This is a genomic window from Streptomyces sp. NBC_00104 (genome assembly GCF_045160825.1).
Taxonomy (GTDB): Bacteria; Actinomycetota; Actinomycetes; order Streptomycetales; family Streptomycetaceae; genus Streptomyces.
Map to the genome: position 1 here is coordinate 5,274,229 of NZ_CP108215.1, position 26,354 is coordinate 5,300,582.

Annotated in this window: 23 protein-coding genes and 1 tRNA gene; 14 read left to right on the forward strand and 10 right to left on the reverse strand. The window is 71.6% G+C overall.

The window, feature by feature from the left end; genetic code table 11:
- Positions 1–91: 91 nt before the first annotated feature.
- The 4 genes from OG272_RS23165 (at position 92) to OG272_RS23180 (ending at position 3,958) form a co-directional block, all read left to right on the forward strand.
- Positions 92–1,096: an ROK family protein gene (locus tag OG272_RS23165; protein WP_327729013.1), complete on the forward strand. Its 1,005-nt coding sequence runs from the start codon at positions 92–94 to the stop codon at positions 1,094–1,096.
- A complete protein-coding gene (nagA, locus tag OG272_RS23170; protein WP_326581815.1) occupies positions 1,096–2,370 on the forward strand; it encodes an N-acetylglucosamine-6-phosphate deacetylase in 1,275 nt (424 codons plus the stop codon). Before OG272_RS23165 ends, nagA begins: the two co-directional genes overlap by 1 nt.
- A gap of 219 nt (positions 2,371–2,589) precedes the next feature.
- Complete coding sequence (locus OG272_RS23175; RefSeq protein WP_405894705.1) at positions 2,590–3,516, forward strand: 1-phosphofructokinase family hexose kinase; 927 nt, start codon at positions 2,590–2,592, stop codon at positions 3,514–3,516.
- Between the two features lie 154 nt (positions 3,517–3,670).
- Positions 3,671–3,958 (forward strand): peptidase inhibitor family I36 protein, encoded by a 288-nt coding sequence (locus OG272_RS23180; protein ID WP_371271434.1) that lies wholly within the window; start codon positions 3,671–3,673, stop codon positions 3,956–3,958.
- Between the two features lie 132 nt (positions 3,959–4,090).
- Here the strand turns inward: OG272_RS23180 and OG272_RS23185 are convergent, their stop codons facing one another.
- Positions 4,091–5,062, reverse strand: coding sequence for a CBM35 domain-containing protein (locus OG272_RS23185; protein ID WP_405894707.1), 972 nt, complete (start codon positions 5,060–5,062; stop codon positions 4,091–4,093).
- A gap of 213 nt (positions 5,063–5,275) precedes the next feature.
- Positions 5,276–7,015: a diguanylate cyclase CdgB gene (cdgB, locus tag OG272_RS23190; protein WP_405894708.1), complete on the reverse strand. Its 1,740-nt coding sequence runs from the start codon at positions 7,013–7,015 to the stop codon at positions 5,276–5,278.
- A gap of 574 nt (positions 7,016–7,589) precedes the next feature.
- Here cdgB and OG272_RS23195 point away from each other — a divergent pair.
- Positions 7,590–8,102 (forward strand): flavin reductase family protein, encoded by a 513-nt coding sequence (locus OG272_RS23195; protein ID WP_327729010.1) that lies wholly within the window; start codon positions 7,590–7,592, stop codon positions 8,100–8,102.
- Between the two features lie 21 nt (positions 8,103–8,123).
- Here OG272_RS23195 and arfB read toward each other — a convergent pair whose 3' ends face one another.
- Positions 8,124–8,552 carry an alternative ribosome rescue aminoacyl-tRNA hydrolase ArfB gene (gene arfB, locus OG272_RS23200; RefSeq protein ID WP_326581805.1) on the reverse strand — a complete coding sequence of 143 codons (429 nt, stop codon included), beginning with the start codon at positions 8,550–8,552 and terminating at the stop codon, positions 8,124–8,126.
- A gap of 234 nt (positions 8,553–8,786) precedes the next feature.
- On the opposite strand from arfB, the gene OG272_RS23205 reads away from it, so the two are divergent.
- Positions 8,787–9,362 carry a TerD family protein gene (locus tag OG272_RS23205; protein WP_086762889.1) on the forward strand — a complete coding sequence of 192 codons (576 nt, stop codon included), beginning with the start codon at positions 8,787–8,789 and terminating at the stop codon, positions 9,360–9,362.
- A gap of 196 nt (positions 9,363–9,558) precedes the next feature.
- Here OG272_RS23205 and OG272_RS23210 read toward each other — a convergent pair whose 3' ends face one another.
- Positions 9,559–9,987: a hypothetical protein gene (locus OG272_RS23210; protein WP_405894710.1), complete on the reverse strand. Its 429-nt coding sequence runs from the start codon at positions 9,985–9,987 to the stop codon at positions 9,559–9,561.
- Between the two features lie 538 nt (positions 9,988–10,525).
- Between OG272_RS23210 and OG272_RS23215 the strand changes: the two genes are divergently transcribed.
- Positions 10,526–11,749 (forward strand): GNAT family N-acetyltransferase, encoded by a 1,224-nt coding sequence (locus tag OG272_RS23215; RefSeq protein ID WP_405894712.1) that lies wholly within the window; start codon positions 10,526–10,528, stop codon positions 11,747–11,749.
- A 205-nt stretch (positions 11,750–11,954) separates the two neighbouring features.
- On the opposite strand, the gene OG272_RS23220 is transcribed toward OG272_RS23215, so the two are convergent.
- The gene (locus OG272_RS23220) at positions 11,955–13,544 is read right to left on the reverse strand and encodes a M1 family metallopeptidase (RefSeq protein WP_405894713.1); all 1,590 of its coding nucleotides are present in this window, start codon (positions 13,542–13,544) and stop codon (positions 11,955–11,957) included.
- Positions 13,545–13,551: 7 nt separating this feature from the next.
- Between OG272_RS23220 and OG272_RS23225 the strand changes: the two genes are divergently transcribed.
- Complete coding sequence (locus tag OG272_RS23225; protein ID WP_326581795.1) at positions 13,552–14,052, forward strand: hypothetical protein; 501 nt, start codon at positions 13,552–13,554, stop codon at positions 14,050–14,052.
- 153 nt (positions 14,053–14,205) lie between these two features.
- Here OG272_RS23225 and OG272_RS23230 read toward each other — a convergent pair whose 3' ends face one another.
- Positions 14,206–14,874, reverse strand: coding sequence for a pentapeptide repeat-containing protein (locus OG272_RS23230; RefSeq protein ID WP_326581793.1), 669 nt, complete (start codon positions 14,872–14,874; stop codon positions 14,206–14,208).
- Positions 14,875–15,034: 160 nt separating this feature from the next.
- Here OG272_RS23230 and OG272_RS23235 point away from each other — a divergent pair, with 160 nt between their 5' ends.
- The gene (locus OG272_RS23235) at positions 15,035–16,345 is read left to right on the forward strand and encodes an FAD-dependent oxidoreductase (protein WP_328223482.1); all 1,311 of its coding nucleotides are present in this window, start codon (positions 15,035–15,037) and stop codon (positions 16,343–16,345) included.
- Between the two features lie 137 nt (positions 16,346–16,482).
- Positions 16,483–17,454, forward strand: a complete 972-nt coding sequence (locus tag OG272_RS23240) for a zinc-binding dehydrogenase (RefSeq protein ID WP_405894715.1) — start codon at positions 16,483–16,485, stop codon at positions 17,452–17,454.
- A gap of 245 nt (positions 17,455–17,699) precedes the next feature.
- Here OG272_RS23240 and OG272_RS23245 read toward each other — a convergent pair whose 3' ends face one another.
- On the reverse strand, positions 17,700–19,112 hold the full coding sequence (locus OG272_RS23245) for an NAD(P)/FAD-dependent oxidoreductase (protein WP_405894717.1): 1,413 nt from the start codon (positions 19,110–19,112) through the stop codon (positions 17,700–17,702).
- Between the two features lie 156 nt (positions 19,113–19,268).
- Between OG272_RS23245 and OG272_RS23250 the strand changes: the two genes are divergently transcribed.
- A complete protein-coding gene (locus OG272_RS23250) occupies positions 19,269–20,108 on the forward strand; it encodes an aminoglycoside phosphotransferase family protein (protein ID WP_405896062.1) in 840 nt (279 codons plus the stop codon).
- A 46-nt stretch (positions 20,109–20,154) separates the two neighbouring features.
- Here OG272_RS23250 and OG272_RS23255 read toward each other — a convergent pair.
- Positions 20,155–20,228 (reverse strand) — tRNA-Thr (locus tag OG272_RS23255).
- A gap of 233 nt (positions 20,229–20,461) precedes the next feature.
- On the opposite strand from OG272_RS23255, the gene OG272_RS23260 reads away from it, so the two are divergent.
- From OG272_RS23260 to OG272_RS23270, 3 genes are all read left to right on the forward strand, one after another.
- Positions 20,462–21,598, forward strand: coding sequence for a sn-glycerol-3-phosphate ABC transporter ATP-binding protein UgpC (locus OG272_RS23260; protein ID WP_326581758.1), 1,137 nt, complete (start codon positions 20,462–20,464; stop codon positions 21,596–21,598).
- Between the two features lie 264 nt (positions 21,599–21,862).
- Positions 21,863–22,312 (forward strand): hypothetical protein, encoded by a 450-nt coding sequence (locus tag OG272_RS23265; protein WP_327729002.1) that lies wholly within the window; start codon positions 21,863–21,865, stop codon positions 22,310–22,312.
- Between the two features lie 211 nt (positions 22,313–22,523).
- Entirely contained in the window at positions 22,524–23,255 is a 732-nt protein-coding gene (locus OG272_RS23270; RefSeq protein WP_326581754.1) for a nucleotidyltransferase family protein, read from the forward strand.
- Positions 23,256–23,416: 161 nt separating this feature from the next.
- Here the strand turns inward: OG272_RS23270 and OG272_RS23275 are convergent, their stop codons facing one another.
- A complete protein-coding gene (locus tag OG272_RS23275; protein WP_327729001.1) occupies positions 23,417–25,222 on the reverse strand; it encodes a DoxX family membrane protein in 1,806 nt (601 codons plus the stop codon).
- A gap of 104 nt (positions 25,223–25,326) precedes the next feature.
- Entirely contained in the window at positions 25,327–26,268 is a 942-nt protein-coding gene (gene rlmB, locus OG272_RS23280; protein ID WP_326581750.1) for a 23S rRNA (guanosine(2251)-2'-O)-methyltransferase RlmB, read from the reverse strand.
- Between the last annotated feature and the right edge of the window lie 86 nt (positions 26,269–26,354).

Genomic DNA, 26,354 nt, shown 5'->3' on the forward strand with positions numbered 1-26,354 from the left:
CTCCATAAGGTCTACACCACTTGGCCCCATAAGGTCTATACCACGTAAGTGGACTAGACCTCTCGTGGGTCGAAGGGCCACACTGTCCTCCGTGAGACATGTCATCGCCCTCGATGTGGGCGGCACCGGGATGAAGGCCGCACTGGTCGGGGCCGACACCGCGCCGTCCGGGGGGACACCCCCCGGACCCCCCGTCCTGCTGCACCAGGCGCGCCTGGCCACCGGGCGCGAACGCGGACCGGACGCGGTCGTCGGGTCGATCCTCGACTTCGCCGCCGAGCTGCGCGCGTACGGCGAGCGGCGCTTCGGCGAGCCCGCGGCCGCCGCTGGCGTCGCCGTGCCCGGCATCGTCGACTCCGACCGGGGCATGGCCGTCTACGCCGCCAACCTCGGCTGGCGCGACGTCCCGCTGCGCGCGCTCCTCGCCGAGCGCCTCGGCGGCGTCCCGGTCGCCCTCGGCCACGACGTGCGCACCGGCGGGCTCGCGGAGGGGCGCGTGGGCGCGGGCCGGGGCACGGACCGCTATCTGTTCGTGGCGCTCGGCACCGGGATCGCCGGCGCGATCGGCGTCGACGGCCGGGTGGAGGCGGGCGCCCACGGCTTCGCGGGCGAGATCGGCCACATCGTCGTACGGCCCGGGGGCATCCCGTGCCCCTGCGGCCAGCACGGCTGCCTGGAACGGTTCGCCTCCGCGGCGGCCGTCAGCCAGGCCTGGGCGGAGGCCTCCGGCGATCCCGAGGCGGACGCGGCGGACTGCGCCAAGGCCGTCGAGTCGGGCGACCCGCGCGCGAGCGCCGTCTGGCAGCACGCCGTCGACGCCCTCGCCGACGGCCTCGTCACCGCCCTCACCCTGCTGGACCCGCGCACCCTCATCATCGGCGGCGGCCTGGCGGAGGCCGGTGACACCCTGTTCACCCCCCTGCGGGCCGCCGTGGAACACCGGGTGACCTTCCAGAAGGTCCCCTCCATCGTCCCGGCCGCCCTGGGAGACACCGCGGGCTGCCTCGGTGCCGGCCTCATGGCCTGGGACCTCCTCACCCCCACACACCCCGCGGCCCCCACAGCCCCCAAGGACCCTTCGGAGGTAACCCCCTGATGGCCGATCAGCAGAGACTTTCTGCCGCCGGTTCCGACAGCGCCCCAGCAGGGGCGCGGGGCAGCGCTGAACATGCGGCTACCGCCGCGCGGGCGCGACCAGCCCCCACGAACCCGCGGCCGCCCCACACAGCGCATCCGTACGTCCTCGAAGGCGCCAACGTCGTCCTCCCCACCGGCACCGTGAAAAACGCCCGTCTCACCATCGACGGCACCAAGATCACCGAAAGCGCCCCCGAGAACGCCCACACCATCGACGTCCGCGGCCACTGGCTGGTCCCCGGCTTCGTCGACCTCCACAACCACGGCGGCGGCGGAGCCTCCTTCACCTCCGGCACCATCGACGACGTACTGACAGGCATCCGCACCCACCGCCTCCACGGCACCACCACCCTCGTCGCCTCCACGGTCACCGACGACATGGACGGCCTCGCCCACCGCGCAGGCCTCCTCTCCGAACTCGCCGAGCAGGGCGACATCGCGGGCATCCACTTCGAGGGCCCGTTCATCTCCCCCTGCCGCAAGGGCGCGCACCTGGAGGAACTCCTCCGCGACCCCGACCCGGCGGAGGTCCGCAAACTGATCGACGCGGCGCGCGGCCGGGCGAGCATGGTCACCCTCGCCACCGAACTCCCCGGCGGCCTCGACTCCGTCCGCCTCCTCGCCGAACACGGCGTCATCGCGGCGATCGGGCACACGGACGCGACGTACGAGCAGACGGTTCAGGCCATCGACGCGGGCGCGACCGTGGCCACCCACCTCTTCAACGCGATGCCACCGCTCGGCCACCGCGAGCCCGGCCCGATCGCCGCGCTCCTGGAGGACGAGCGGATCACGGTCGAGCTGATCAACGACGGTACGCATCTGCACCCGGCCTCGCTCCAGCTGGCGTTCCGTCACGCGGGCGCCGACCGGGTCGCGTTCATCACCGACGCCATGGACGCGGCCGGCTTCGGCGACGGCCGCTACACCCTCGGCCCGATGGCGGTGGAGGTCGTGGACGGGGTGGCCCGGCTGATGGAGGGCGGCTCGATCGCGGGCTCGACCCTCACCCAGGACCGCGCCCTCAAACGCGCCGTCACCGTCGACCGCCTCCCGATCGAGGACACCGTCGCCGCCCTCTCCGCCAACCCGGCGCGACTCCTCGGCCTCTACGACCGCATCGGCTCCCTGGACCCCGGCAAGGACGCCGACCTCGTCCTCCTCGACGCGGACTTCGACCTCAAGGGTGTGCTGCGCAAGGGCGAGTGGGTGGTGGACCCGTTCGGCGGCTGACCCATGGGCCGATGGACCGGCCTACGGGCGATCGGTCCCCAACCGACCTGATCCGTCCGTTTGTTGGCATGCGGTGCGGAGTGCGGCGGTTGGCCCGGGGGGACTGGGCCGACCGCCGCTCCTTTGGCATGATCGAGCCTCCGTGACAGCTTCCGGCGCTCGCATTCCGGTCAGTGCGGACCGAACGCGCGCAGCCGAGACCCAAGGGGGTAGGCCCAGGTGATCCTCACGGTCACACTGAACACCGCTCTCGACATCACCTATCGCGTACGGGACCTGAGGCCCCACACCACGCACCGGGTGACCGACGTGACCGAACGGCCCGGCGGCAAGGGCCTGAACGTGGCCCGGGTACTCGCGGCACTCGGCCACGAGGTGACGGTCACCGGCTTCGTCGGCGGGGCGACCGGCCGGGCCCTGCGGGACCGGCTCACGCACACCCCGGGTGTCGTGGACGCGCTGATGCCGGTGGAGGGTGCGACGCGCCGGACGATCGCCGTGGCCGACGCGAGCGGTGACACGACCCAGCTCAACGAGCCGGGCCCGCTGATCGCGCCCGCCGAGTGGTCCGCCTTCCAGGAGGCGTACGTCGATCTGCTGCGCTCCGCCTCGGTGGTGGCCCTGTGCGGCAGCCTGCCGCCGGGGGTTCCGGTGGGCGCGTACGCGGGCCTGGTCCGTACGGCCCGCACCCTCTCCGTCCCCGTCCTGCTGGACACCAGCGGCGAGCCGTTGCGTCGCGGGGTGGCGGCCCGACCCGATCTGGTGAAGCCGAACACCGACGAACTGGCCGAACTCACCGGCTCCCACGAGCCGTCCCGCGCGACCCGGGACGCCCGGCGCCGCGGCGCCCAGGCGGTCGTCGCCTCCCTCGGCCCCGAGGGCCTCCTCGCCCACACCCCCGAAGGCCACTGGCGCGCCACCCCGCCCCGCCGCTTCCGCGGCAACCCGACGGGCGCGGGCGATTCAGCGGTGGCGGGCCTCCTGTCGGGCCTCGTCGACCGCCTGCCCTGGCCCGACCGCCTGGCCCGCGCCGTCGCACTCTCGGCCGCGACCGTACTGGCCCCGGTGGCGGGCGAGTTCGACCGTCAGACGTACGAGGAACTGGTGGGGCAGGTGGCGGTGACGGGGGAGGTCACGGCGGCCTAACGCTACCCGCCCGCGATCCAAGCCAGTCTTGTGGCGCATTTCCCTGTTGCACTTCGAACTCACGTGCGAAATCGTCTTGATCGGCCAACCTCGATCAAGAAAGAGAAGGCATTTGATGAAGCCGCGCCTGCTTGCCCTAGTCGGAGCCACTGCGATGGCCATACTGCCGCTCACGACCGCCCAGCCAGCGTCCGCCGCGACGAGGTGCCCGCAGAATTACGCCTGTTCGTGGACGAGCGCCAACTTCGAGGGGACGAGGCGCCTCCAGAACAACTCAAGCGGGTGCAACCCGTTCAGCGGCCGATCGGTGTCTAACCAGACCGGCAGGCTCATCACCATCTACAGGGACGAGTCCTGCTACGGCGACCGAATCGACATCAGGACGGGCCACTACTCGGCCAATACTCCGTGGCGTTTCAAGAGCGTAGCCGTCTGGGGCTAGTGACGTTCTCCGGGCCATGCCCGGGGTGACGCCTTCCCAAGAGCGGGGGATTTGAGGGCCGTCAGTGCAGTGCTGGCGGCCCTCAACTGTTGCACTCTACGAAGCCATTCTGGGACTACAGGCCTTCAACGCCTACTCAGGAGGCTTGAGGTACAGCTGATCAAAATTCGCGTCACACTGGTTGCCCTCATTGCACTCAATCTTGATCTCGTTCGTCCCCTTGTTCAGGGTGACGAGGGACCATGTGTTCTGCCAGCCCTTCGCGTAGTCGCCCTTCGGGGATTCGGCGAAATTTTTGAGGTTGAGCGGCCGGCTCTGAACCGTTCCATTCACTACGAGCGTCGCATTAGCATCCACACCGGGGATGCCGTACTGCACGTACAGACGGTACTGGCCGGACTTGGCGAGGTCCTCGACCTTCCAGGTCACCGACGAACCCACCGAGTTGAAGTTCCCCACATAGACCCCGCCCTCCGACTTCGCGCCGGGGACGTCGGAGGCGATGGCCGCGTTGCCGCCGAGGAGGAGGGTCTTGGCCTCGGCCTTGGGGAGTTCGGCGGCCTCGGGCTTCTTGGACTTGCTGGCCGACGGGCTGGGGTCGGCGCTCTCCTGGGTGGTGGGGCCGGTGGAGGCACCGGTGTCGTTGCCCGAGGCCTTGTCGGAGTCGTCGCCGCCGAGCATGGCGACGCTGATGCCGATCACCACGGCGGCCACGACGGCGATCGCGCCGATCAGGAGACCCTTGGTGTTGGGGCCACGGCCGCGGCCACCGCCCCCGCCGTTGCCGTATCCCTGCTGGCGGGTCGTCTGGGCGCCGCCGCCGGAGAAGCTCTCGGGGGCCTGGTAGTGCGCGTTCGGCTGACCGGGGGCGCCCTGCGGCTGGCCGTACCCCTGCTGCGGGACCTGCCCGTACTGCGCGGTGGGGGCCTGCTGGGTCTGCTGCCCGTACTGGCGTTCACCGACCGGCCGCGCCCGGTTGACCGCGTTGGGGTAGCCGTAGCTCGCGCTGGGCGGCTGGGCTCCTCGGGCCTGCCCGTCCTCGTAGAGGTAGCCGAACGGGTCGTCGTCCTCGGGCGTGCTCGCGCCGTTGTTGCCGGGCGTCATCCCTAGGTCTCCTCAGCGGTGCGGTACTTACACGTACGGGTGGCGGGTCATTGCGTTGGGGTGTAGGAGAGCGAGCCTACCCGCTCGTGGTGACCCAAACGGGTGACTCGGACCTCATCGTCCCACCCATGCACCGCCCACCAGGCGTTTTCCAGCCGTGATCAGGCTCTGACCTGGGCTTCTCTCCGAGTGTCGCAGGGGTCACTCCGGCCGCTATCCGGCCCGCCTGTGCTGTCTGGGACGAGATCGTTTCTCGACGTACATCCGCTCGTCAGCTGATTTCAACACCTCGTCCGCCGTCATTCCGCAGTGGGCCCATCCGATGCCGAAACTGGCGCCGACGCGCATGGCGCGGCCGTCGACCCGGATCGGCTGAATGATCTCGTTGCGAAGGCGTACGGCGAGGTCCTGGGCGTCCGCGCGGCCGAGCCCGTCGGCGAGGACGACGAACTCGTCACCGCCGAGCCGCGCCACGGTGTCGCCGTCGCGCACACCCCGGCTGAGGCGCCGGGCCACCTCGATGAGGACGGCGTCGCCCGAGTTGTGCCCGAACCGGTCGTTGATCGACTTGAACCCGTCGAGGTCGCAGAAGAGCACCGCGAGCCCCTTGGTCCCGTCGTCCCGCTCGTCCTCCGGCGCGACGGTGTGCACATGGTGGTCGAAGGCGTCGTACGGCCCGCCTGCCGCGTGGAAGTCGAAGGCGTGCCCCTTGTGCCCGGCGGCCTCGTACGCGTCGAACGACGGGTGCGGCAGCCGCGCCGGCTGCTCGCCGACGGCGTACTCCCCCTGTTCCTGTTCCCCGAACTGCCCGAAGGCCGCGTCCATCGCGTCGGCCGCCGCACCCGCCGGGAGCGACTGGGGGCGCTGACAGATGCGGGCGGAGAGGCGCGAGCGCAGCTCGGCGGAGTTCGGCAGCCCGGTGAGGGCGTCGTGCGAGGCCCGGTGCGCGAGCTGCAGCTCCCGCCGCTTGCGCTCCTCGATGTCCTCGACGTGGGTGAGCAGGAAGCGGGGCCCGTCGGCGGCGTCCGCGACCACACTGTTGCGCAGCGACACCCAGACGTACGTCCCGTCGCGCCGCCCGAGCCGCAGCTCGGCGCGCCCGCCCTCGGCGGAGGTCCGCAGGAGGGTGCCTATGTCCTCGGGGTGGACGAGGTCGGAGAACGCGTACCGCCGCATGGCGGAGGCGGGGCGCCCCAGCAGCCGGCACAGGGCGTCGTTGGTCCGCAGGATCCGGCCGTGCTGATCGCCGCCCATCTCCGCGATGGCCATACCGCTCGGGGCGTATTCGAAGGCCTGCCGGAAGGATTCCTCGCTGGCGCGCAGCGCCTGCTGCTCCCTTTCGAGCCTGACCAGTGCACGCTGCATGTTGGCGCGCAGCCGAGCGTTACTGATCGCGATGGCGGCCTGGAAGGCGTACATCTGGAGCGCTTCCCGTCCCCATGCGCCCGGTCGCCGACCGTTTCGCGGCCGGTCCACGGACACGACGCCGAGCAGCTCACCGCAGGAGGCGCCACCGGCGCCCGGGGTGTACATCGGCGCGAAGAGCCGGTCGGAGGGGTGCCACTCGTCCTCGAAGCGGGGCGCCGGGCCGTCGGTGTACCACTGCGGTACGTCGTCCTCGTCGAGCACCCAGCCCTCGGTGTGCGGTATGAACCGCAGGTCCCCCCAGGCCTCGCCCATGCTCAGCCGGCGGTCCCAGGAGGCGCGGGAGCCGACGCGGCCGGTGATGAGGGCCTCGGCGGCGCTGTTCCCGGAGAGGGCGGCGACGACCAGGTCGCCGTCGGGGCGGACGAGGTTCACGCAGGCCAGTTCGTAACCCAGGCCGTTGACCACACCGTCGGCGACGGTCTGCAGCGTGTCGGCCAGGCTGCGCGCGGTGTTCATGTCCGCCATCACCTGGTGCAGCTGCCGCAGCGTCGTCAGACGGACGTAGGGCTCCGACTCGGTCTCCATTCGCCCTCCCCCCGAGATCTCGTGGCAGCTCCAGGCTCCAGGTAACCTGCTTAACTCGCGGGCTTACTACCGCTTACAGTTCCCGCTTACAGCTTGCAGCATCCCCGCCACTGAATCACAGCGCGAAGCCCACTCGGTACACAGGGTCAACAAAATATGGCTCCTGTGACTCAAGTCACAACAGAAGATGAGCAATTGAGTGGAGTTTATGCGTTTCTCTCGTGCGCTTATTGAACAGGATTCAGAACTCTGTGTAGGCACTGTGAGCGAGGTTGAGCGGGGCCGATGGGGGCCGAGTGTGGTCGGGGAGCGGGCCCGGACGTCGCGACGCCACGGAGATCCATCAGAAGGGCCCTAGGTCGCAGGTCCGGGTGACGGGTCGGGCCGTGGCCCGATGCGGTGGCCGGCCGCCGCGGATTAGCGTGCGGACGTGTCGAAGACCCCGCCCTCAGCCCCGCCGGTGACACCGCGCACCGTTCCTCCCGTCCGTCCCGTTCCTCTCGCACATGCGCCCGTGGCCGCCGGGCGCACCCCGGCCGCTCCCGGCTCCGTGCCCGGCGGGCATGCTGAGGGGGTGAGTGAAGACGAGTTCCGTGCCGCGATGTCCCGACTGGCGGCGGGTGTGGTCCTGGTGACCGCGCACGAGGCGGCGCTGGACCCGCAGGGCCCGCGCGGCGAGGACGTCGGCATGACGGCCACCTCCTTCATGTCCGTGTCCCTCGACCCGCCCCTCGTCATGGTCAGCCTCCGCGAGGGCTCCCGCATGGACGACCTCCTCGCCGAGCAGCCCCGGTGGGCCGTCTCCGTCCTCTCCGACCACCAGCGCGCCGTCGCCGGCCGCTTCGCCATGAAGAACCGTGTCAGCGACCGCCTCCTCTTCGAGGACCTCCCCCACACCCGAGGCGACATCTCCGGCGCCCTCCTGATCACCGGCGCCCTGGCCACCCTGGAATGCCACACCGAACAACGCGTGACCGCCGGCGACCACACCCTGGTCATCGGCAGAGTCCTGGCTTCGACGTCGCCGACCGCGGACGGAGGCCCACTGACCTACTTCCGGGGCCGCTACCGGCAGCTGGCCCCGTAACACCCGGGCGGGCCGGAGGCCTCAGCCCCAGTCCCGCCCCGACCGCCCCCGCTTGGTGTCGGACCGCTGCTTCTTCTCCCGCAGCCGCCGCTCGTTGATCCCCCTCGGGATACGGGTCGCCCGACGCGGCTTCGGCGGCGGCGCGGTCGCCTCCGCGAGCAGCGCGGCCAGCCGTACGGCGGCGGTCTCCCGGTTTCGCCACTGGGAACGGTGCTCGGAGGCCCGCACACTGATGACCCCGTCGACGAGCCTCGACGCGAGCCGCTCCAGCGCCCGCGCCTTCCACACCTCGGGCAGCGCCTCGGTGTTCGCGAGGTCGAACCGCAGTTCGGCCTGCGAGTCACTGGTGTTGACGTGCTGTCCGCCGGGACCGGAGGACCGGGAGAAACGCCAGATCAGCTCGGCCTCGGGAAGCGAGACGGAGCCACGGATGACGTGAGGACCGGACATGCCCCCATGGTCGCGCGAATGTCCGGTCCACGTCACGCCTTTTTCACCGGGCGCCCGGCCGCACTCGGAACGACAGCAACGACAGCAACGACAGCAACGGAGGGACCCGGGTAAAGAAAGTAAAAACCGCTGGAACCTCTGGCGCCCCTCCCGACGTTCATAGGGGTACAGGTAGCTTCGTCCCCGGCACGAAGCCTGTAAGGCACGTACGCAACGAGGGAAGGACTCCCAACCATGGCTGTAAGCCTGTCCAAGGGTGGCAACGTCTCGCTCACCAAGGAGGCTCCGGGCCTGACCGCCGTCACCGTGGGCCTCGGCTGGGACGTCCGCACCACCACCGGCACGGACTTCGACCTCGACGCCTCCGCGATCGCGGTCAACCCGCAGGGCAAGGTCTACTCGGACGGCCACTTCGTCTTCTTCAACAACAAGCAGACCCCGGACCAGACCATCGTCCACACCGGCGACAACCGCACGGGTGAGGGCGCGGGCGACGACGAGGCGATCAACGTCAACCTGGCGGGCCTCCCCGCCGACGTCGACAAGATCGTCTTCCCGGTCTCCATCTACGACGCCGAGAACCGCTCGCAGAACTTCGGCCAGGTCCGCAACGCCTACATCCGCATCGTCAACCAGGCCGGCGGCGCCGAGATCGCCCGCTACGACCTCTCCGAGGACGCCGCCACCGAGACCGCCATGGTCTTCGGCGAGCTGTACCGCAACGGCGCCGAGTGGAAGTTCCGCGCGGTCGGCCAGGGCTACGCCTCGGGCCTGGTCGGCATCGCCCAGGACTTCGGCGTCAGCGTCTGACGTTCTGACGTTCTGGCGTACTGGCGTACTGGCGTACTGGCGTTCCGACCTCTGGGAGCGACCGCGCCGCACCGTTGAAGGCCCCGCCGCGACACCGGCGGGGCCTTCGGCCGTCCCGCCCGCGCTCGCCCTCGCACCCGCCCTCGCTCCCGGCCTCGCCTCGCACCCGCTCCCGGCCTCGCCCTCGGCCCCGCCCTCACACCCGCCAGTCGGCGGAGTACTGGATGTGCAGTGGGGCGGGTACGCGCCGCCGGTTCCGCATCCGGGACCAGGGCCCCGGGCCGAGCTCGACACAGAAGTGCCCGGCGTGCGGGTACCGGTACGGGAACGACGGGGCCTGGTCGACGAGGCCACGCAGGGCGGTGCCGTACTCGCGGAACGCGGTGGGGCTGCCCACGACGAAGAGCGTGTGCGCCGCGATGTCGAAGGCGAGGTGGTCGCGGTACGAGCGGTAGTGCCGCCGTTGGTGGTCGATGGCGGCCTCGTCCGGGAAGTCCTGGTCCGGCGTGGCCGTCTTCTGGGGCATGCCCGCGTCGAGCCGTGACCGCACCTGTTTCCACGAGGCGGTCGGGAACCGCAGGCTGTGGTGGACCAGGACCAGCGCGACGGGTTGGTAGCTGCTCACCAAGGAGTGCACACAAGGCCGAGTTAGCTCGATCGTGTGATCGTCCACTTGTGAGCTTGCGGTGCTCTGGGCTGATCGGGCTAACGTGGTTGTGCGACCTGGGACACCGGGTACGGCGTCGGCGTGCGGGGCCCCTGCTCCACCGGAGTGATGGTTCAGGGCCTCCCCGTCGCCTCTGGCCGTACCTGATCGGCCAGGTCGCGTAGGCAGTGTCCATCAGCGGCCTCCGGCCGCGGGGGCCTCCGGGGTCCGGACCACGCACAGGATGCGTGTCGCCGCCCCCGGGTCGAGTACGCCGGGGACCAGCTCGCCCAAGACCGTTCGGGGCGCGCGGCTGAACGGGCTCACACCCGCTCAGTCCCTAGGAACGGTTCGAGCAGCAGCATGCCCCGCACGGTATCGATCGGGTCTGGCACCGGCTCCGAGCCGAGCGGCCCACTCCCCGCCGTGCGCCGGGATCTACCTTTGATCTTGTCCAGTGCTCCGCCGTTTACGACTCTGCTGAGGAATGCGTGATTCGAGCTGTCAGGCCGCGAGCATGAGGGCCTCGTGCGGGCTTGGTGCGCCGGAACCCCGCCAGGGGCCGCAGGTCGGCATCGCTCATTCGGCCCTGTGCGCACTCCTTGGTGAGCAGCTACCACCCCACTCCCCCGACGGTGTCGTCGGTGACCTCGAACCCCTCCGCACGGCCGAGGACGGCACCATTCCCGGCCCTCTCCTCGCCGAAATCACCGCCCTGCACGCCTCCAACCGCGACTTCTACGCCCTGAGCGGTGACTTCCCGGACGCGAACGACATCCGTCCCGAACAGGTGGCCGGCGCGTTGTCGGTGGAGCTGGCCAACCCGGACGTGGAGATCCTGCTCGCACGCGACGGCGAGGGCGGTGACAGGGACGGCGCCGACGGTGACAAGGACGGCGAAGGTGGCGGCGACGGTCGTCACGGTGACGGCGGGGGCGGTGGCGGTGGCCGACGGCTCGTCGGGGTCGCCATCACCCTCTCCCGGCATCCCGATCCGGCCGACCCCGACCCGTGGATCGGGCTGCTGCTCGTCGACGCCGGAGCTCAACGGCGGGGATACGGGCGTCAGTTGGCAAGCCTCGTCGAGGAACGGTTCCGGCTGGCAGGGCGTACCGCCGTACGGCTGGCCGCGCTCGACAACAACCCCGGCGCCCTGGCGTTCTGGACGTCCCTCGGTTACGAGGTCGTCGAACACCGCCGCGACCGGCAACTGGGGCGCCCCTGCACGGTGTTGCGCAAGACGCTGCGAAGGCAACGCCGGGCAGCACGGGTCGCCGTCCTCGATCCGGAAGGTGCCGTCTTCCTTTTCAAGTACCACAACGACGAGGTGGGCGTGCACTGGGCCCTGCCCGGAGGCGGTCTGGAGGCGGCCGAGACACCGCGCGAGGGTGCCCGGCGGGAACTGCGCGAGGAGACGGGCTGGACGGACCTGGAACCGGGCGCCTTCCTCTGCACCTGGTCCCATGACTTCACCCGCGCCGATGCCCCCGTCCGCCAGCACGACGACATCTACGTGGCCCGGAGGCCACGTAGAGAACCGGTCGGCGGCCTCCTCGCCGCCTCGCGCGCCGAGGAGGGCATCCTGGCGTGGCGCTGGTGGACCCGCGCGGAACTCGTCGCTCAGGCGGAGCCCGTGTGGCCACCGGAACTGGCGCGGCTGCTGGCGGAGTTCGAGGCAGCCGCCGAGGCCGAGAACCCTCCGGCCCCACCGGCCGACCTCACCGAACCCGGGCGGGCCTGACGACCGCTTCCCGGGGCCGTTCCTCCGGCGTCGGCCGACTCTCCCGCTCTCCCGCACGTGACCTTCGCCGTGCTCCCGAACCGACGGCCGGGCGACACCGCCGCCTCGGGGCGGTCCGGCAGACCGTCGGCGAAGGCTTTCGTCGGCGAAGGCTACGGAGGGTCCGGCCCCGGTGCCAGGGCCGCGAGGGGCCCCGGCGGCAGGATCAAGCCATCGGGGGCCTTCCCGTCCCGTACAGCCAGTCGTCCCAGACCGGGGTCAGGTCCGCGTCCGGAGCCGTCTTCTCCGCGAACTCCTCGACGTACGCCGTGAAGTCGGCCGTGTCCGCGTTGCCGTGACGGTGCGCGGTCGCCCAGCCCTGGAGCAGATCGAAGAAGGCGTCGTCGCCGACCTCCTCGCGGATCCTGTGCAGGACCATGGCGCCGCGTTCGTACACCGGGCTGTCGGAGATCCGGGCGGCGCTCGGCGGCTTCGCGGGCGGGAAGTCCCAGACGGCCTCGTTCGACGCGTCGTCCTGGTAATAGTCGCCCTCGTACAGCGCGTCGAAGGTCTCCTGGGCGGTGTCGCCGCCGTGGTCCTCCTCCCACAGCCACTCGGCGTACGTGGCGAAGCCCTCGTTGAGCCACATGTCCCGCCAGCTCTTCGGGGTGACGGAGTCGCCGTACCACTGGTGGGCCAGCTCGTGGACGAGGAGCGAGATGTCGGGGGCGCCGGGGAAGACGGGTCGGTTCTGGGTCTCCAGTGCGTACGCGACGTCGTCCGGCCCGTCGACGATCGCGCCGGTGGAGGAGAAGGGGTACGGGCCGAAGTTCCCCTCCGCCCACTCGACGACCTCAGGAATCCGGTCGAGGACCGCCCGGCTGTCCTCGGCCTGCGAGGGATCGACGGCGACGTACACCGGAATCCGGCCCGCGCCACCGCCGTCACCCTCGCCACCGCCCTCACCCTCACCCTCACCCTCGCCCTCGCCCTCGCCCACCGTCGCGCGCCGGATCTCGTACGTGCCGATCGCGATCGTGGCCACGTAGCTCGCCATCGGTTCGGCGGTGTGCCAGGAGTACGTCGTACGGCCGTTCTTGGTGGACTCGCTCTTCAACTCCCCGTTGGAGACGGCCCGCAGGCCCTCGGGGACGGTGACCTCGATGTCGTAGGCCGCCTTGTCGGAGGGATGGTGGTTGCCCGGGAACCAGGTCATCGAGCCCGTCGGTTCGCCGAGCGCGAGGACGCCGTCGGCGGTCGGCAGCCAGCCCTCCCGGGAGCCGTCGGGGTCGGTGATCGTCGTCGGGGCGCCCGAGTACCGCACGGTCGTCCGGAACGTCTCCCCTTCGTCGAGTCCTTTCCCGGGGGTGACGGTCAGCTCCTGCCCCGCCCGCTTCCACCGCGCCGCCACGCCCTCGACGGCGACCGACTCGACATCCATCCCCTTCAGGTCGAGGTTGAAGGAGTCGAGGTCCCGCGTCGCCCGTGCGGTGATGACGGCGGCGGCACGCAGGTGGGCGGCGGCCTCGGGGGCGTCCTCGGGGGCGTCGTCTGCGTCGTCCGCGGGGGCGTCCTCGGTCTCGGGCGGGGGTTCGTACCCGAGGGTGAGGGCGTAGTGGGTGACGTCGTAGCCGCCGTTGCCGAGCTTCGGGAAGTACGGGTCCCGGAGGCCGGCGGAACCCCTGGCCCCCTCGGCCTCGCCGCCGCCCTCGGTGCACGACGTGAGCGTGAGTGCCAACGCGACGGTGAGCAGGGCGGCACGGGCAACCGGTGCGGATCGGGACACGTCGGAGATCCTACGAGGACATGACACCATCGCCTACGTGCTCGACATCGGCTACGCCCTCTCCAACCGCTTCCCCGACCCGCCGCAGACGGACTACCGCCGCGCGGACGTGTACGCGCTGCGGCACGACCTGTTCTGCGGTGATGTCTACCTCGCCGACACCAAGGCGGACCGGGAGCTGTCCACAGCCTGGGGATGGGTGCCGGTGCTGGACTTCGCGTGGGCGCTGTGCGACATCGTGGAAAAGCTCGACCGGGACCCGGCGGGCTCCCGCGCCTCCCGGCCCCAGTACGCGGAACTCGACTTCACCGAGTCCACGGACCGCATGCTCTTCGAGCGCCGCTTCGGGTGGGTGGACGTCGAGGCGGACTGGATGCCGGCCGAGGAACCACCGCTGACCTTCTCCCACGCCGAGCTCCGCCGCGAGGCCCGCGACTTCCTGCACGATGTGATCGCCGACCTGTGCGACCTCCACGACGACCTCGACGAGAACCCGGCGATCTGGACCCTCCAGGCCCGCTTCCCCAGGGTGCCGTAGGGGCGCCGTAGGGATGTCGTAGGGGCGACGCCTTGTTCATTCGCGGGCCAGGTGGGGGCTGGTCGCGCAGTTCCCCGCGCCCCTCGACGGCATGGGTCGCGCCCGGAATCCTTCAGGGGCGCGGCGGCGAAACCCACCCGGCACCCCCGCACGTCACCCCTCCACTCGAATCCCCATCTCCCCCGCCAGCACCGGCGCCAAGTCCATCAACTGCGCCGCACTGATCACCGCCCCCGACAACCGCTCCACCCCCCGCGCGATCTCCACCGACGCGGCCTCCCGCAGATCCACGTCCACCAAGGTCACCCCGCTCAGGTCGGCCCCCTTCAACGCGCACCCCACGAACGCGACCCGCTCCAACCGCGCACCGCCGAAATCCGGCTCGACCAGGACACAGTCCTCGAAGACCACATCCTTGAGCCGGGCCTCACGCAGGTTGAGGTAGTCGATCTTCCCCCCGCGCACGAGCACCCGCTCCAGCACGGCCCCGTGCATCTGCACCCCACCGAGGCGCGCGTCCACCAGCTCCACGTCACGCAACGTCGCCTCGGCCAGATGCGTCCCGACGCCCCGTATCCCGGTGAGGACGGAGTCGAGCACACGAGCCCGGTGCAGTCGCGTCTCGTCCAGCGCGCAGCCCGTCAGCGCGCAGTCCATGAAACGGGCACCCCCGCCGTCCTGCCCGACGAAGTCCTGCTCCCGGAACTCCAGCCCGTCGTAGTCCCCGTCGGGCTCCAACCCCCCGCCCGCGTACGCCTCCAGCACCGGCAGCCGCACCTCCGGCCGCCGTGCCGCCTTCACCACCGACCTCGCCCTCACCATGCCCCCATCCTGCACCCCACCACTGACAATCCACCTGACCTGCGCGAACACGCCCCCGGCCCCTACCGACAGCCCTCATGTCACATTCCGGCGCCCTCGATCTGTCGTACCCACAGACAGCCACCGCGACGGCCGACACCGACCCGAGGGAGCCCCAGCCATGCACCGCGCTCCAGCCACGCCCCGCCCCTCCTCCCGTACGAACACGACCCCCCGCACCCGCACCCACACGTCCGCCGCCTCCCGACCCCCCACCCACCTCACCGTCATCGGCGGCGGCTTCGCCGGGCTCACCGCGGCGATCACCGCCGCCGAGGCGGGCGCGCGGGTCACCGTCCACGAGGCGCACCACACGCTCGGCGGCCGGGCGCGGACCACGGAGGGGCCGTACCGGACGAACGAGGGACCGCACGCGCTGTACAGCGGCGGCCCGCACTGGACCTGGCTCGAGCAGCGGGACCTGATCGGCCCGCTCGCGCCCCTCCCGCCCCGGGAGGCCGCCCGGCTGCGCCTGCACCACAAGGGCGCCCTGCGCCGGACCCCGCCGTTCGCGATGCTCAAGCTCCTCCGCCCACGCCGTACGGGCGGGCACGCGCCCGTCGACGTCGACTTCCTCACCTGGGCGACCGAACAGGCCGGCGAGGAGGCCGCGCGCGCCGCCGCCAACTACTCGGCGGTGGCCCTGTTCCACCACGACGCGGGCTCCCTGTCCGCCGCGTTCGTGCAGGAACGGCTGCGCCGGGCCACGAAGTTGCCCCCGGAGGCGCACTACCCGCGCGGCGGCTGGGCGAGCGTCATCGACCGGATGGCGGCCCGCGCCTGGAACCTCGGCGTCCGTATGGAGACCCTCAGCCGGGTCGACAGTCTGGACGCCCTCACCGGCCGCGACAGCGGCGGGAACCGCGGCCATCGCGCGTCCAGCGGCCCGGTCGTCGTCGCCACCTCCCTCGACGCCGCCCGCCGCCTGCTCAAGGACGACTCGCTGACCTGGCCGAGCGGCCGTACGGCCCTCGTCGACCTCGCCGTACGCACCCGCCGCGGCGACGCGTTCGCGGTCTCCGACCTGGACGCGCCCGGCTGGATCGAGCGGTTCACCGCGCAGGACCGCACGCTGGCCCCGGCGGGCGAGCAGGTGCTCCAGGGGCAGTTCCCGATCGGTCCGCACGAGTCGCGGGCGGACGGCGTCGCCCGGGCCGAGCACCTGCTCGACCTGGGCTTCCCCGGCTGGCGGGACCGGGTCACCTGGCGGCGCGAGGCGACCGCGAACGGCCGTACGGGCGCGGTGGACCTGCCCGGCACCAGCTGGCGCGACCGCCCGGCCGTGGACCGGGGTGACGGCGTGTACCTCGCGGGCGACCAGGTCGCGGCGCCGGGCGTGCTCTCGGAGGTGTCGTTCAACAGCGCCCTCGCGGCCGTGTCGCTGGCGCTGGGCAGAAGGTCGAAGAACACGCTTGACCTCAAGCATGCTTGAGGTCGGAGGCTGAGGCTCACCAGGCGAAACCAGGCGAGCGCGCGCCAGGCGTACGCACCCCACACGGACGCACGCCACACGGACGCACGCCAGGTGAACGCACACCACGCGAAAGCGAGACCTCCCAAGGGGCCCACATGCACGCCATCCGTCTGCACACCTTCGGCCCGGCCGAGAACCTGACGTACGAGAAGGTCGCGGACCCCGAGCCCGGCCCGGGCCAGGTGCGTGTCGCCGTCGCAGCGGCGGGCGTCCATCTGCTGGACACGGCCATCCGCGAGGGCCACCCGGGACCGGCACCGGCACCGGAACTGCCCACGATCCCCGGCCGGGAGGTCGCCGGAGTCGTCGAGGCGCTCGGGGAGGGCGTCCCGGAGCACTGGCTCGGCAGGCGGGTCACGGCCCACCTCGGCTTCGTGCCCGGCGGCTACGCCGAGCTGGCCGTCACCGAGGTCGAACGGCTGCACGAGATCCCGGAGAACCTCGACTACGCCGAGGCCGTCGCGATGATCGGCACGGGCCGTACGGCGATGGGAATCCTGCTCTTCGCCGCACCGGGCCCGGACGACGTGGTCGTGGTCCCGGCGGCGGCCGGCGGCCTCGGCACGCTCCTCGTGCAGTACGCCAAGAACGCGGGCGCCACGGTCGTCGGCCTGGCCGGCGGGCCCGAGAAGACGGCCCGGGTGGCGGCGAACGGCGCCGACCTCGCCGTCGACTACACGGACGCGGCGTGGCCCGAGAAGGTCGCGGCGTACCGGGGGAAGGCCACGATCGTCCTCGACGGGGTCGGCGGGGCGGCGGCGCGGGAGTCCGTCGCCCTGCTCGCCCCCGGCGGCAGGCACCTCGTCTTCGGCTGGTCGGCGGGCGGGAGCACCGGCACGGGTCCGTACGTCGTCGAGGGCGTCTCGGAGACGGTCCTGGGCGAGAAGATGCTGCGCCGGGCGGGCGGCCCCGACCCCATCCGCACCCTCGAACTCCGCGCCCTCACCGAGGCCGCCACCGGCCGCCTCACCCCGGCCGTCCACCGCTTCCCCCTCGCCGAGGCGGCCGCCGCCCACCGCGCCCTGGAGAACCGGGGCACCACCGGCAAGGTCGTGCTGGAGCCGTGACATCCCCTGCACCCGGCCCGGCCGTGATCCCACCGACGCCCCGAGCCACACGGCCCGGCCCCGTCGGACGCGCGGGCCGGGCCGCGGTCACCTCCCCCACCGCCCGCCCCGAGCCCGCCGCACCGCGTGCCGGCCTCTGGCCCAGCAGCACCCGCCGGGCGCGGCCGCGTCTCGGCGCCGACGGCGACTGCCGCCCGTGCCGAGTCGTGCCGCCAGTACTGAGCCGTCCCGTGAGTGCCGTCCCCTCAGTGCCGCCCCGCCACCCGGTCCGCCCACCGCGCCAACCGTGACGACTCCCCCTTCTGCGAGGCGGCTTCCCGCCGGTCGGCGGTGCGATACGTCGCGTACATCCCCTGCACGCCCACCCAACGCAACGGCTCCGGCTCCCACTTGCGCACCCGGTGGTTCACCCACGGCAGCGAGGTGAGCTCGGTGGCCCCGGCCTGCCCGGAGTCCCGCTGGACGAGATCGCGCAGGGTGCGGGCGGCGAGGTTGGCGGTGGCCACACCGGAGCCGACGTAACCGCCCGCCCAGCCGAGCCCCGTCGACCGGTCGAGCGTGACCGTGGCACACCAGTCGCGGGGGACCCCGAGCACGCCGGACCAGGCGTGGTCGACCTTCACCCCCGTCAGCGAGGGGAAGAACCGCACCAGGATCTCGTACAACGCCTCGATCGTCGCCGTCTGCGTACGCCCGTCGTTGTCCGTCCGGGAACCGAAGCGGTACGGCACGCCGCGGCCGCCGAGCGCGATGCGGTCGTCGGCGGTGCGCTGGGCGTACATGTACGCGTGCGCCATGTCGCCGAGCGTCTCGCGGCCCTCCCAGCCGATCGTCGCCCACTGCTCGGCCGTCAGCGGCTCGGTGGCGATCATCGAGGAGTTCATCGGCAGCCAGGTCCGCCGCTGCCCCTTGAGGTTCGCCGTGAAGCCCTCCGTGCAGCGCAGCACATAGGGCGCCCGGACCGTGCCGTACGGCGTGACCGCGTGCCCCGGACGGATCTCGGTGACCGGCGTCAGCTCATGAACGGTCACTCCCAGCCCCTCCACGACGGCCGCCAGACCCGTCACCAGTTTCACCGGGTTCAGCCGCGCCCCGTGCGGCGTCCACGTCGACCCCACGGCGTCCGCGACCCTGATCCGCTCGGCCGTCTCCCGGGCGCCGTACAGCTCGCGGTCGTCCTCGCCGTAGGCCGCTTCGTGCTCGTGAAAGGCCTTGAGACGCCCCAACTGCGCCGGTGTACAGGCGACTTCGAGCACCCCACCCCGATGGATGTCCGCCTCGACACCCTCTTCCCCCGCCACCCGCACGACCTCGTCGACGGTCTCGTTCATGGCCCGCTGCAGCCGCACGGCGGCCTCCCGCCCGTGCAGCCGCGCGTACCGGTCCCGCCCGGCGACGCCGTTGTAGAGCCACCCACCGTTGCGCCCCGAAGCCCCGTACCCACAGAACTTCTGCTCCAGGACCGTGATGCGCAGAGAGGGAGCGGCCTTCTTCAGGTAATAGGCCGTCCACAGCCCGGTGTACCCACCCCCCACGACCACCACATCGGCGGACGCGTCCCCGGCCAGCGGCTCCCTCGGAACGGGAAGGCCGGCCCGCGCGTACCAGAAGGAGATCCCACCGTTGACGGTGCCGACGATCGCGTCCGTGCTGCTCACGGCCGGACGCTAGCCCCTGCCGACGGGCCCTGTCACCTACGGATTCCGTGGCGCACGGGCATCACCGGGCCGGAAATCCAAGGGAAAAGGGGAGGGCGCGTGCGTAGTGTCGGCCTCGTGATCGATGTCCCCGAGGAGCTGGCCGCCACGCTGGAGATGTTCTTCGCGGAGGAGGGCGTGGCCTTCGCCGCCGCCCTTCCCGACCTCGCCGCCGGGTTCCTGGACCGCTGGGGGCTGCGCCTCGACGGGGCAGCCCTGCACGGCATGTGCGCCCTGGTCCTGCCGGTGGTCCGCACGGCCGACGACACCCCGGCGGTCCTCAAGCTCCAGATCCTCGACGCCGAGAGCGCGGGCGAACCGGTGGCCCTGCGCGTCTGGGACGGCGACGGGGCGGTACGGCTACTGGCCCACGACGCCGAAACCGGCACCATGCTGCTCGAACGCCTCGACCCGGCCCGCATGCTGTCCCACGAGCCCGACACCCGCGAGGCCGTCCTGGTCATCGCCCACCTGCTGGCCCACCTGACCACCACTCCGGCCCCACCGGACATGCGCCGCCTGTCCGACATCGCGACGGACATGCTGGACCGGACGCCGGCGGTACTGACCCGCATCCCGGACGCGTCCCACCGCCGCCTGATCGCCGACTGCGCGGCCGCCGTACGCGAGGTCGTCACCGAGCCCGGCGACCGTCTCCTCCACTGGGACCTGCACTTCGACAACGTCCTCGCCGCCGACCGAGCGCCCTGGCTCGCCATCGACCCCAAGCCCCTCGCCGGCGACCCCGCCTTCGAACTCTGGCCGGCCCTCGACAACCGCTTCGACCCCGCCGAGGTCCGCTGGCGCTTCGACGCGATGACCGACGTCCTGTCCCTCGACCGCGAACGGGCCCGCGCCTGGACCCTCGCCCGTCTCCTCCAGAACGCCGTCTGGGAGATCGAAGAGGGCCGCCCCCTCCCACCGGACGCCCTCGAAATCGCCCACCGCCTGCGCTGAACGCAAAACCCCAGGCCAGAGAACATCTGGCCTGGGGCAGCAAGAGAGCCCCCTGTCGGATTCGAACCGACGACCTACGCATTACAAGTGCGTTGCTCTGGCCAGCTGAGCTAAGGAGGCGTGGCCCCTCGCGGGGGCGCCCGTGCAGTGTACCCACGTCACAGGGCGCACTCGTCGAAAATTTCCGCGAAGTTCACAGGGGTCCAGGTACTGACAGACCTGGTGAACGGAAGGTACCGTCCTGACCCAATCCACTCCCGTGGACTACACCACCGTGGAAACGTCCGCGGTGGATCACCACCTTTACTCGGATCGTCCGGCACGTTCCTGCCGGTGAAGGGGGTCTACGACCCATGGCCACAGTTTCGTTCGACAAGGCGACCCGGATCTACCCGGGTTCCACGAAGCCCGCCGTAGACGCGCTCGAGATCGAGATCGAGGACGGCGAGTTCCTCGTTCTGGTCGGCCCGTCCGGTTGCGGCAAGTCCACCTCGCTCCGCATGCTCGCGGGCCTCGAGGACGTCAACGGCGGCGCCATCCGCATCGGTGACCGCGACGTCACGCACCTGCCGCCGAAGGACCGGGACATCGCCATGGTGTTCCAGAACTACGCGCTCTACCCGCACATGACCGTCGCCGACAACATGGGCTTCGCCCTCAAGATCGCCGGCGTCAACAAGGCGGAGATCCGGCAGAAGGTCGAAGAGGCCGCGAAGATCCTCGACCTCACCGAGTACCTGGACCGCAAGCCGAAGGCCCTCTCCGGTGGTCAGCGTCAGCGTGTCGCCATGGGTCGTGCCATCGTGCGTGAGCCCCAGGTCTTCCTCATGGACGAGCCGCTGTCGAACCTCGACGCCAAGCTCCGTGTCTCGACCCGTACGCAGATCGCGTCCCTGCAGCGCCGCCTCGGCATCACCACCGTCTACGTCACCCACGACCAGGTCGAGGCCATGACGATGGGCGACCGTGTGGCGGTCCTCAAGGACGGTCTGCTCCAGCAGGTCGACACCCCGCGCAACATGTACGACCGCCCGGCCAACCTCTTCGTCGCCGGCTTCATCGGCTCCCCGGCCATGAACCTGGTCGAGGTCCCGATCACCGACGGCGGCGTGAAGTTCGGCAACAGCGTCGTCCCGGTCAACCGCGAGGCCCTGAAGGCCGCCTCCGACCGGGGTGACACCACCGTCACCGTCGGTGTCCGTCCCGAGCACTTCGACATCGTCGAGCACGACGGCTCCGTCGCCTCCTCCCTGTCGAAGGACACCGACGACGCCCCGGCCGGCCTCGCCGTCACCGTCAACGTCGTCGAGGAGCTCGGCGCCGACGGTTACGTCTACGGCACCGCCGAGGTCGGCGGCGGGACCAAGGACCTCGTGGTCCGCGTCAACGGCCGCCAGGTCCCGGAGAAGGGCGCGACGCTGCACGTCGTGCCGCGTCCGGGCGAGAACCACGTGTTCTCGACCTCCACCGGCGAGCGCCTCTCCGACTGACCCGGACACCGCCGTTCATGCACGGCCGTGCATGGCCGTGCATGGCCGTTCGCGAAACCACCGGCCCGGGATAAATCACCCAGGTTGACGAAAAGGGCCCCGCAAACATCTGCGGGGCCCTTTTCGCTGCCACCAACTACCCCGGCAAATCGGTTCATTTCGACCAGTGTGCGTCAACCTGCCACTCGGAGAACGGCGCTTCGACATCCCCCGTACCGGTGACCTAATGTCGCCATATCACTACCCCGCGCTACCCTCACTCGCGTGAAGCACACCCACACCCACACCCAACGGACGCGGCACGGCCGCGGCCCGGCCCGCCGGATCGGCCGCTCCCTGGCCCTGGTCCTGCCCGTCGTCCTGGTCCTCTCCGGCACCCTCGCGGTCACCCGGGTCAACTGGTCGGGCTCCGACCCCGCGGAGTCGGTACTCGCCGCCTCGGAGGTCTCCCAGCGCGCCAAGACCCGCGCCCCGCACGAAGTGCTGCGCGACAAGCTGCTCGTGGAGCTCCAGAAGGAGGACCCGGGCGTCGCCCTCACCCACCTCCAGCAGGCGGTGAACGGCCGCCCGGCCCTGGCGAGGCACTGCACGTCCATCGCGCGCGCCCTCGGCCGCGCCGCCGTCCGCGCCTACGGCCCCACCCGGGCCCAGTCCTACGCCCGCCCGGTCTGCGACACGTCCTTCGCGACGGGAGTGGCCGCCCTGCACAGCTGAAGGCCGCGCGGGGCGGCGCTGAGAGCCCGACAGGGACCGTAGCGGCCCCTCCAGAGGCCCGGCCGCCCTCCGTGGCTCCGACGGGCCCTAAGGGCCCTAAGGGGCTCCAAGGGCTCCAGGGGTCGCGCCCCCGTATACCGCCCCGTTTCCACCCCGTATACCGATCCCAGGGCCGTGCTCCCGCGAACGGGGCGCCACGTACAGTTCGGTCATGACCGATCCGAACGCCGCGTCGCGCCCCGTTCAAGCCGTGGTCCTCGCCGGTGGCCAGGGCTCCCGGCTGCGTCCGTACACCGACGACCGGCCCAAGCCCATGGTCGAGATCCCCGGTACGGGCACCCCGATCATCGGCCATCAGCTCACCTGGCTCGCCGAGGAGGGCGTGACCGACGTGGTCGTCTCCTGCGGCCATCTCGCCGACGTCCTGCAGAAGTGGCTGGACTCGGCCGACCTGCCGGTCCGCGTCACCACGGTCGTCGAGTCGGAGCCCCTGGGCCGAGGCGGAGGGCTCAAGTACGCCGCCTCCCACCTCCCCCACCCCGACCGCCCCTGGTACGCCACCAACGGCGACATCTGGACCCGCTTCTCGCTCCGCGACATGGCGGACTTCCACGCCGAACGCGACGCCCTCGCCACCCTCGCCCTGGCCCGCCCCCGCATTCCCTGGGGCGCCGTGAAGACGGACGGCTTCGGCCGCGTCACCGACTTCATCGAGGCCCCGCCGACGACGTACGAGATCAACGCCGGCGTCTACGTCTTCTCCCCCGAGTTCACCGACCTCCTCCCCGCCCGTGGCGACCACGAGCGCACCACCTTCCCCCGCCTGGCCCGGGAACGCCGCCTGGCGGGCTTCCCCATCCCCCAGGGCGCCTACTGGCGAGCCATCGACACGGCCAAGGACCTGACAGAGGCAGCGAAGGAACTGGCGGCGCTGGGCCGTTGAGGGGGCGGCGCCCCGAAACGGGCGCGGGGAACCGCGACCAGCCACACACCGGCCCGCAGCCGCCCCACCACAGCGCCTCCCGAGCTCTCGGGCGTCCATGCCACGCACGACGACGGGCCCCGCGCGACAATCACGCGGGGCCCATCTGTCTGTCTGCGCGCCTACCCGAGCAGTCCCCCCACCAGCCCGGGCTGCCCACCCGAAGAGGTCCCACCAGTACCCCCGGTGGAGCCGCCCGACCCCCCGGTCGTACCGCCGGAGGCACCCACACCCGTGCTCCCGCTGGAGCTCGGCCCGGCGGTGGTGCTCGGCACCTGCTCGACCGGCGCGGACTGCGGCGGCGGCGCCTGCCCGGCCGTGCCCTGCGTCTGACTCGGCTGCCCCCCGGTGACGGCCCCGGTGTCCTGGGTCGCCCCCGGCGTGGTGGCCGCCTCCGAAGGCTTCGCGGACGTCGCGCCCGCGGTGGGCGAGTTGGACGCGGAGGGGCTGTCCTGGCGGCGCTTCGTCGGCTCACCCGGCAGCGGCGACCCCGGCAGTTCGTTGCGCGGTGCCTCGCCGGGCCCGGGAACGACGATCCGGTCGGCGTCCCGCACGGCCCCGCCGAGCACGGACCCCACCAGCAGCGTCAGCCCGACCACGATCGCGGTGACGAGCGCGCCCCGCCGCAGCACGTACCGCCGCAGCTCCCAGATGTGGGCGCGCGGCCCGAGCCTGCGCCAGGCGCCGCCCGCGAGCCGCCCGTCGACGGAGTACACCGGCGCGCCCGCGATGATCAGCGGGGACCAGGCGGCGAGGTAGATGATGTCGGGCGTCTCGTAGACGGGGACGGTCTTCCAGCTGACGGTGACGAGCAGCGCGGCCGACAGCAGCGCCCCGACTCCGGCGGCGACGCGCTGCCAGAGCCCGAGGACGGTCAGCACACCGACGATGACCTGCGCGAAGGCGATGACGAGCCCCGAGCCCACCGGATGTTCGAGGGCGAACTGCCGCAGCGGCTCGGCGACTTCCCACGGGTGCAGCGTGTTCAGCCACTTCACCATGGAGCCGCGCTTGCCGCCGTCGAAGTAGTGCGGGTCGCAGAGCTTGCCCATGCCGGCGTAGAGGGAGATGAACCCGAGGAAGACGCGCAGCGGCAGCAGCACCACGCCGAGGTTCATCCGTCGGCCGGGGTAGTAGGCGTGCCGGACGGGGTCGCTGCCGGCCCGCCGCCCGCTCCGCTCGTCCGCGCCGTCGTCGTACGGGTCGGCGAACTCCCCGTCGCCGAACTGCCCGTCACCGAACTGCCCGTCGCCGAACTGCCCGTTGGCGAACTCCCCGTCGGGGTAGTCGCCTTGGCCGTACCGCGCCGTCTGGTCGTACCCCGGTTCGTCGTACGTGCTGCCGACGCTCCGCATGGCGGGGAGCAGCCGGGTGCCGTCGGGGGCGGCGTGGTCGCCGTGGGTGCGCTGGTTGCCGACGATGGGCGTCTCGACGGTCTCGACGGTCAAGTCCGCGCCGTAGCGCCCGCTTTCGGTGTCGTAGCCACCGCTGCCCGTGCCGTCGAGGCGGGGGATGACCTGGGTCGAGCCCGTGTCGCTCAGCGGGTCGGGGGCGCCGACGCCCGCGCCGCGCACCGCCTGGAGGAGCCGGTGGGCTCCGGTGTCGTCCGGCGCGGACCTCCCGCTCCAGACGACGGGCGCGCGCCGGCGCCCGGCGGCGGGCGCGCCGGAGCGCCCCACCGTGCCCACGAGGGGGATGCGCGCGGTGTCCTCGGCGGCAGAGTGCCGTGCGATGCGCGGGGACGCCCGCGTGGAGACGCCCAACTGCACGCGGAAACTCGCGTGGTTGACGATGACCTGCGCCGGATCGCTCGGCACCTTCACCATGCTCAGCGCGGGAGCGTCGTCGAATCCCGAGTCGAATCCCGAGCCGAATCCCGACGAACGGTCGCCCGTGGGTGTGCGGGGTGTTCTGGTGTCCACACTCATCTAACCGAGTGACGTGTCGTTAGGACACTGCTTTGACCGCCCCTATCTGTCCGGACCGCGTCAAGGTGATCCAGAACATCCCGAACCCCCAGCCAGGACCCCTTTCAGGCCCTGCGCCGCGACGCCTCGTACAGCACAACTCCCGCCGCGACACCGGCGTTCAACGACTCGGCGCCACCCGGCATCGGGATCCGCACCAGGAAGTCGCACGTTTCACCGACGAGCCGGGACAGGCCCTTGCCCTCGCTGCCGACCACGATCACGACGGGCCCGTCCAGGACCTCCAGGTCGCCGACCTCGGACTCGCCGTCGGCGGCGAGACCGACCACGACGACACCCGCCTTCTTGTACGCCTCCAGCGTGCGCGTGAGGTTGGTGCAGCGGGCGACGGGCGTACGGGCGGCCGTGCCGGCGGACGTCTTCCAGGCACCGGCGGTCATGCCGGCCGCGCGCCGCTCGGGCACGACGACGCCGTGGCCGCCGAACGCGGAGACGGACCGGACGACGGCACCGAGGTTGCGCGGGTCGGTCACCCCGTCGAGGGCGACGATCAGCGGGTCCTCGCCCTCGTCGTGCGCGGCGGCCACCAGGTCCTCGGGGTGCGCGTACTCGTACGGCGGGACCTGGAGGACGAGCCCCTGGTGGTTGAGCCCGTTGGTCATGCGGTCCAGTTCGGGCCGCGGCGCCTCCATGAGGTTGATGCCGCCGCGCTCGGCCGCGAGCTGCAGCGCCTCACGCACCCGCTCGTCGTTGTCGATGAACTGCTGGACGTAGAGCGTCGAGGCGGGCACGCCCCCGCGCAGCGCCTCGACGACGGGGTTGCGCCCGACGACCATCTCGGACGTGCCCTTGCCACCGCGGCCACGCGGCGTGGGGCGGCGCGCGGCCTGCTTCGCCTTGGCGTTCGCGATGCGGTTCGCCTTGTGCTTCTTGCGCATCTCGGCGGGCGGCGTCGGCCCCCTGCCTTCGAGCCCCTTGCGCCGCTGGCCGCCACTGCCGACCTGCGCGCCCTTCTTGCCGGACATGCGGCGGTTGTGAGCGGCCATGACCTACCCGTCTCTGAGAAGTGTGCGTGTGTACGTAATGCAGTGTGCCGCCCGGATGGCCGGGCGGCACAATCGATCAAGGTCGA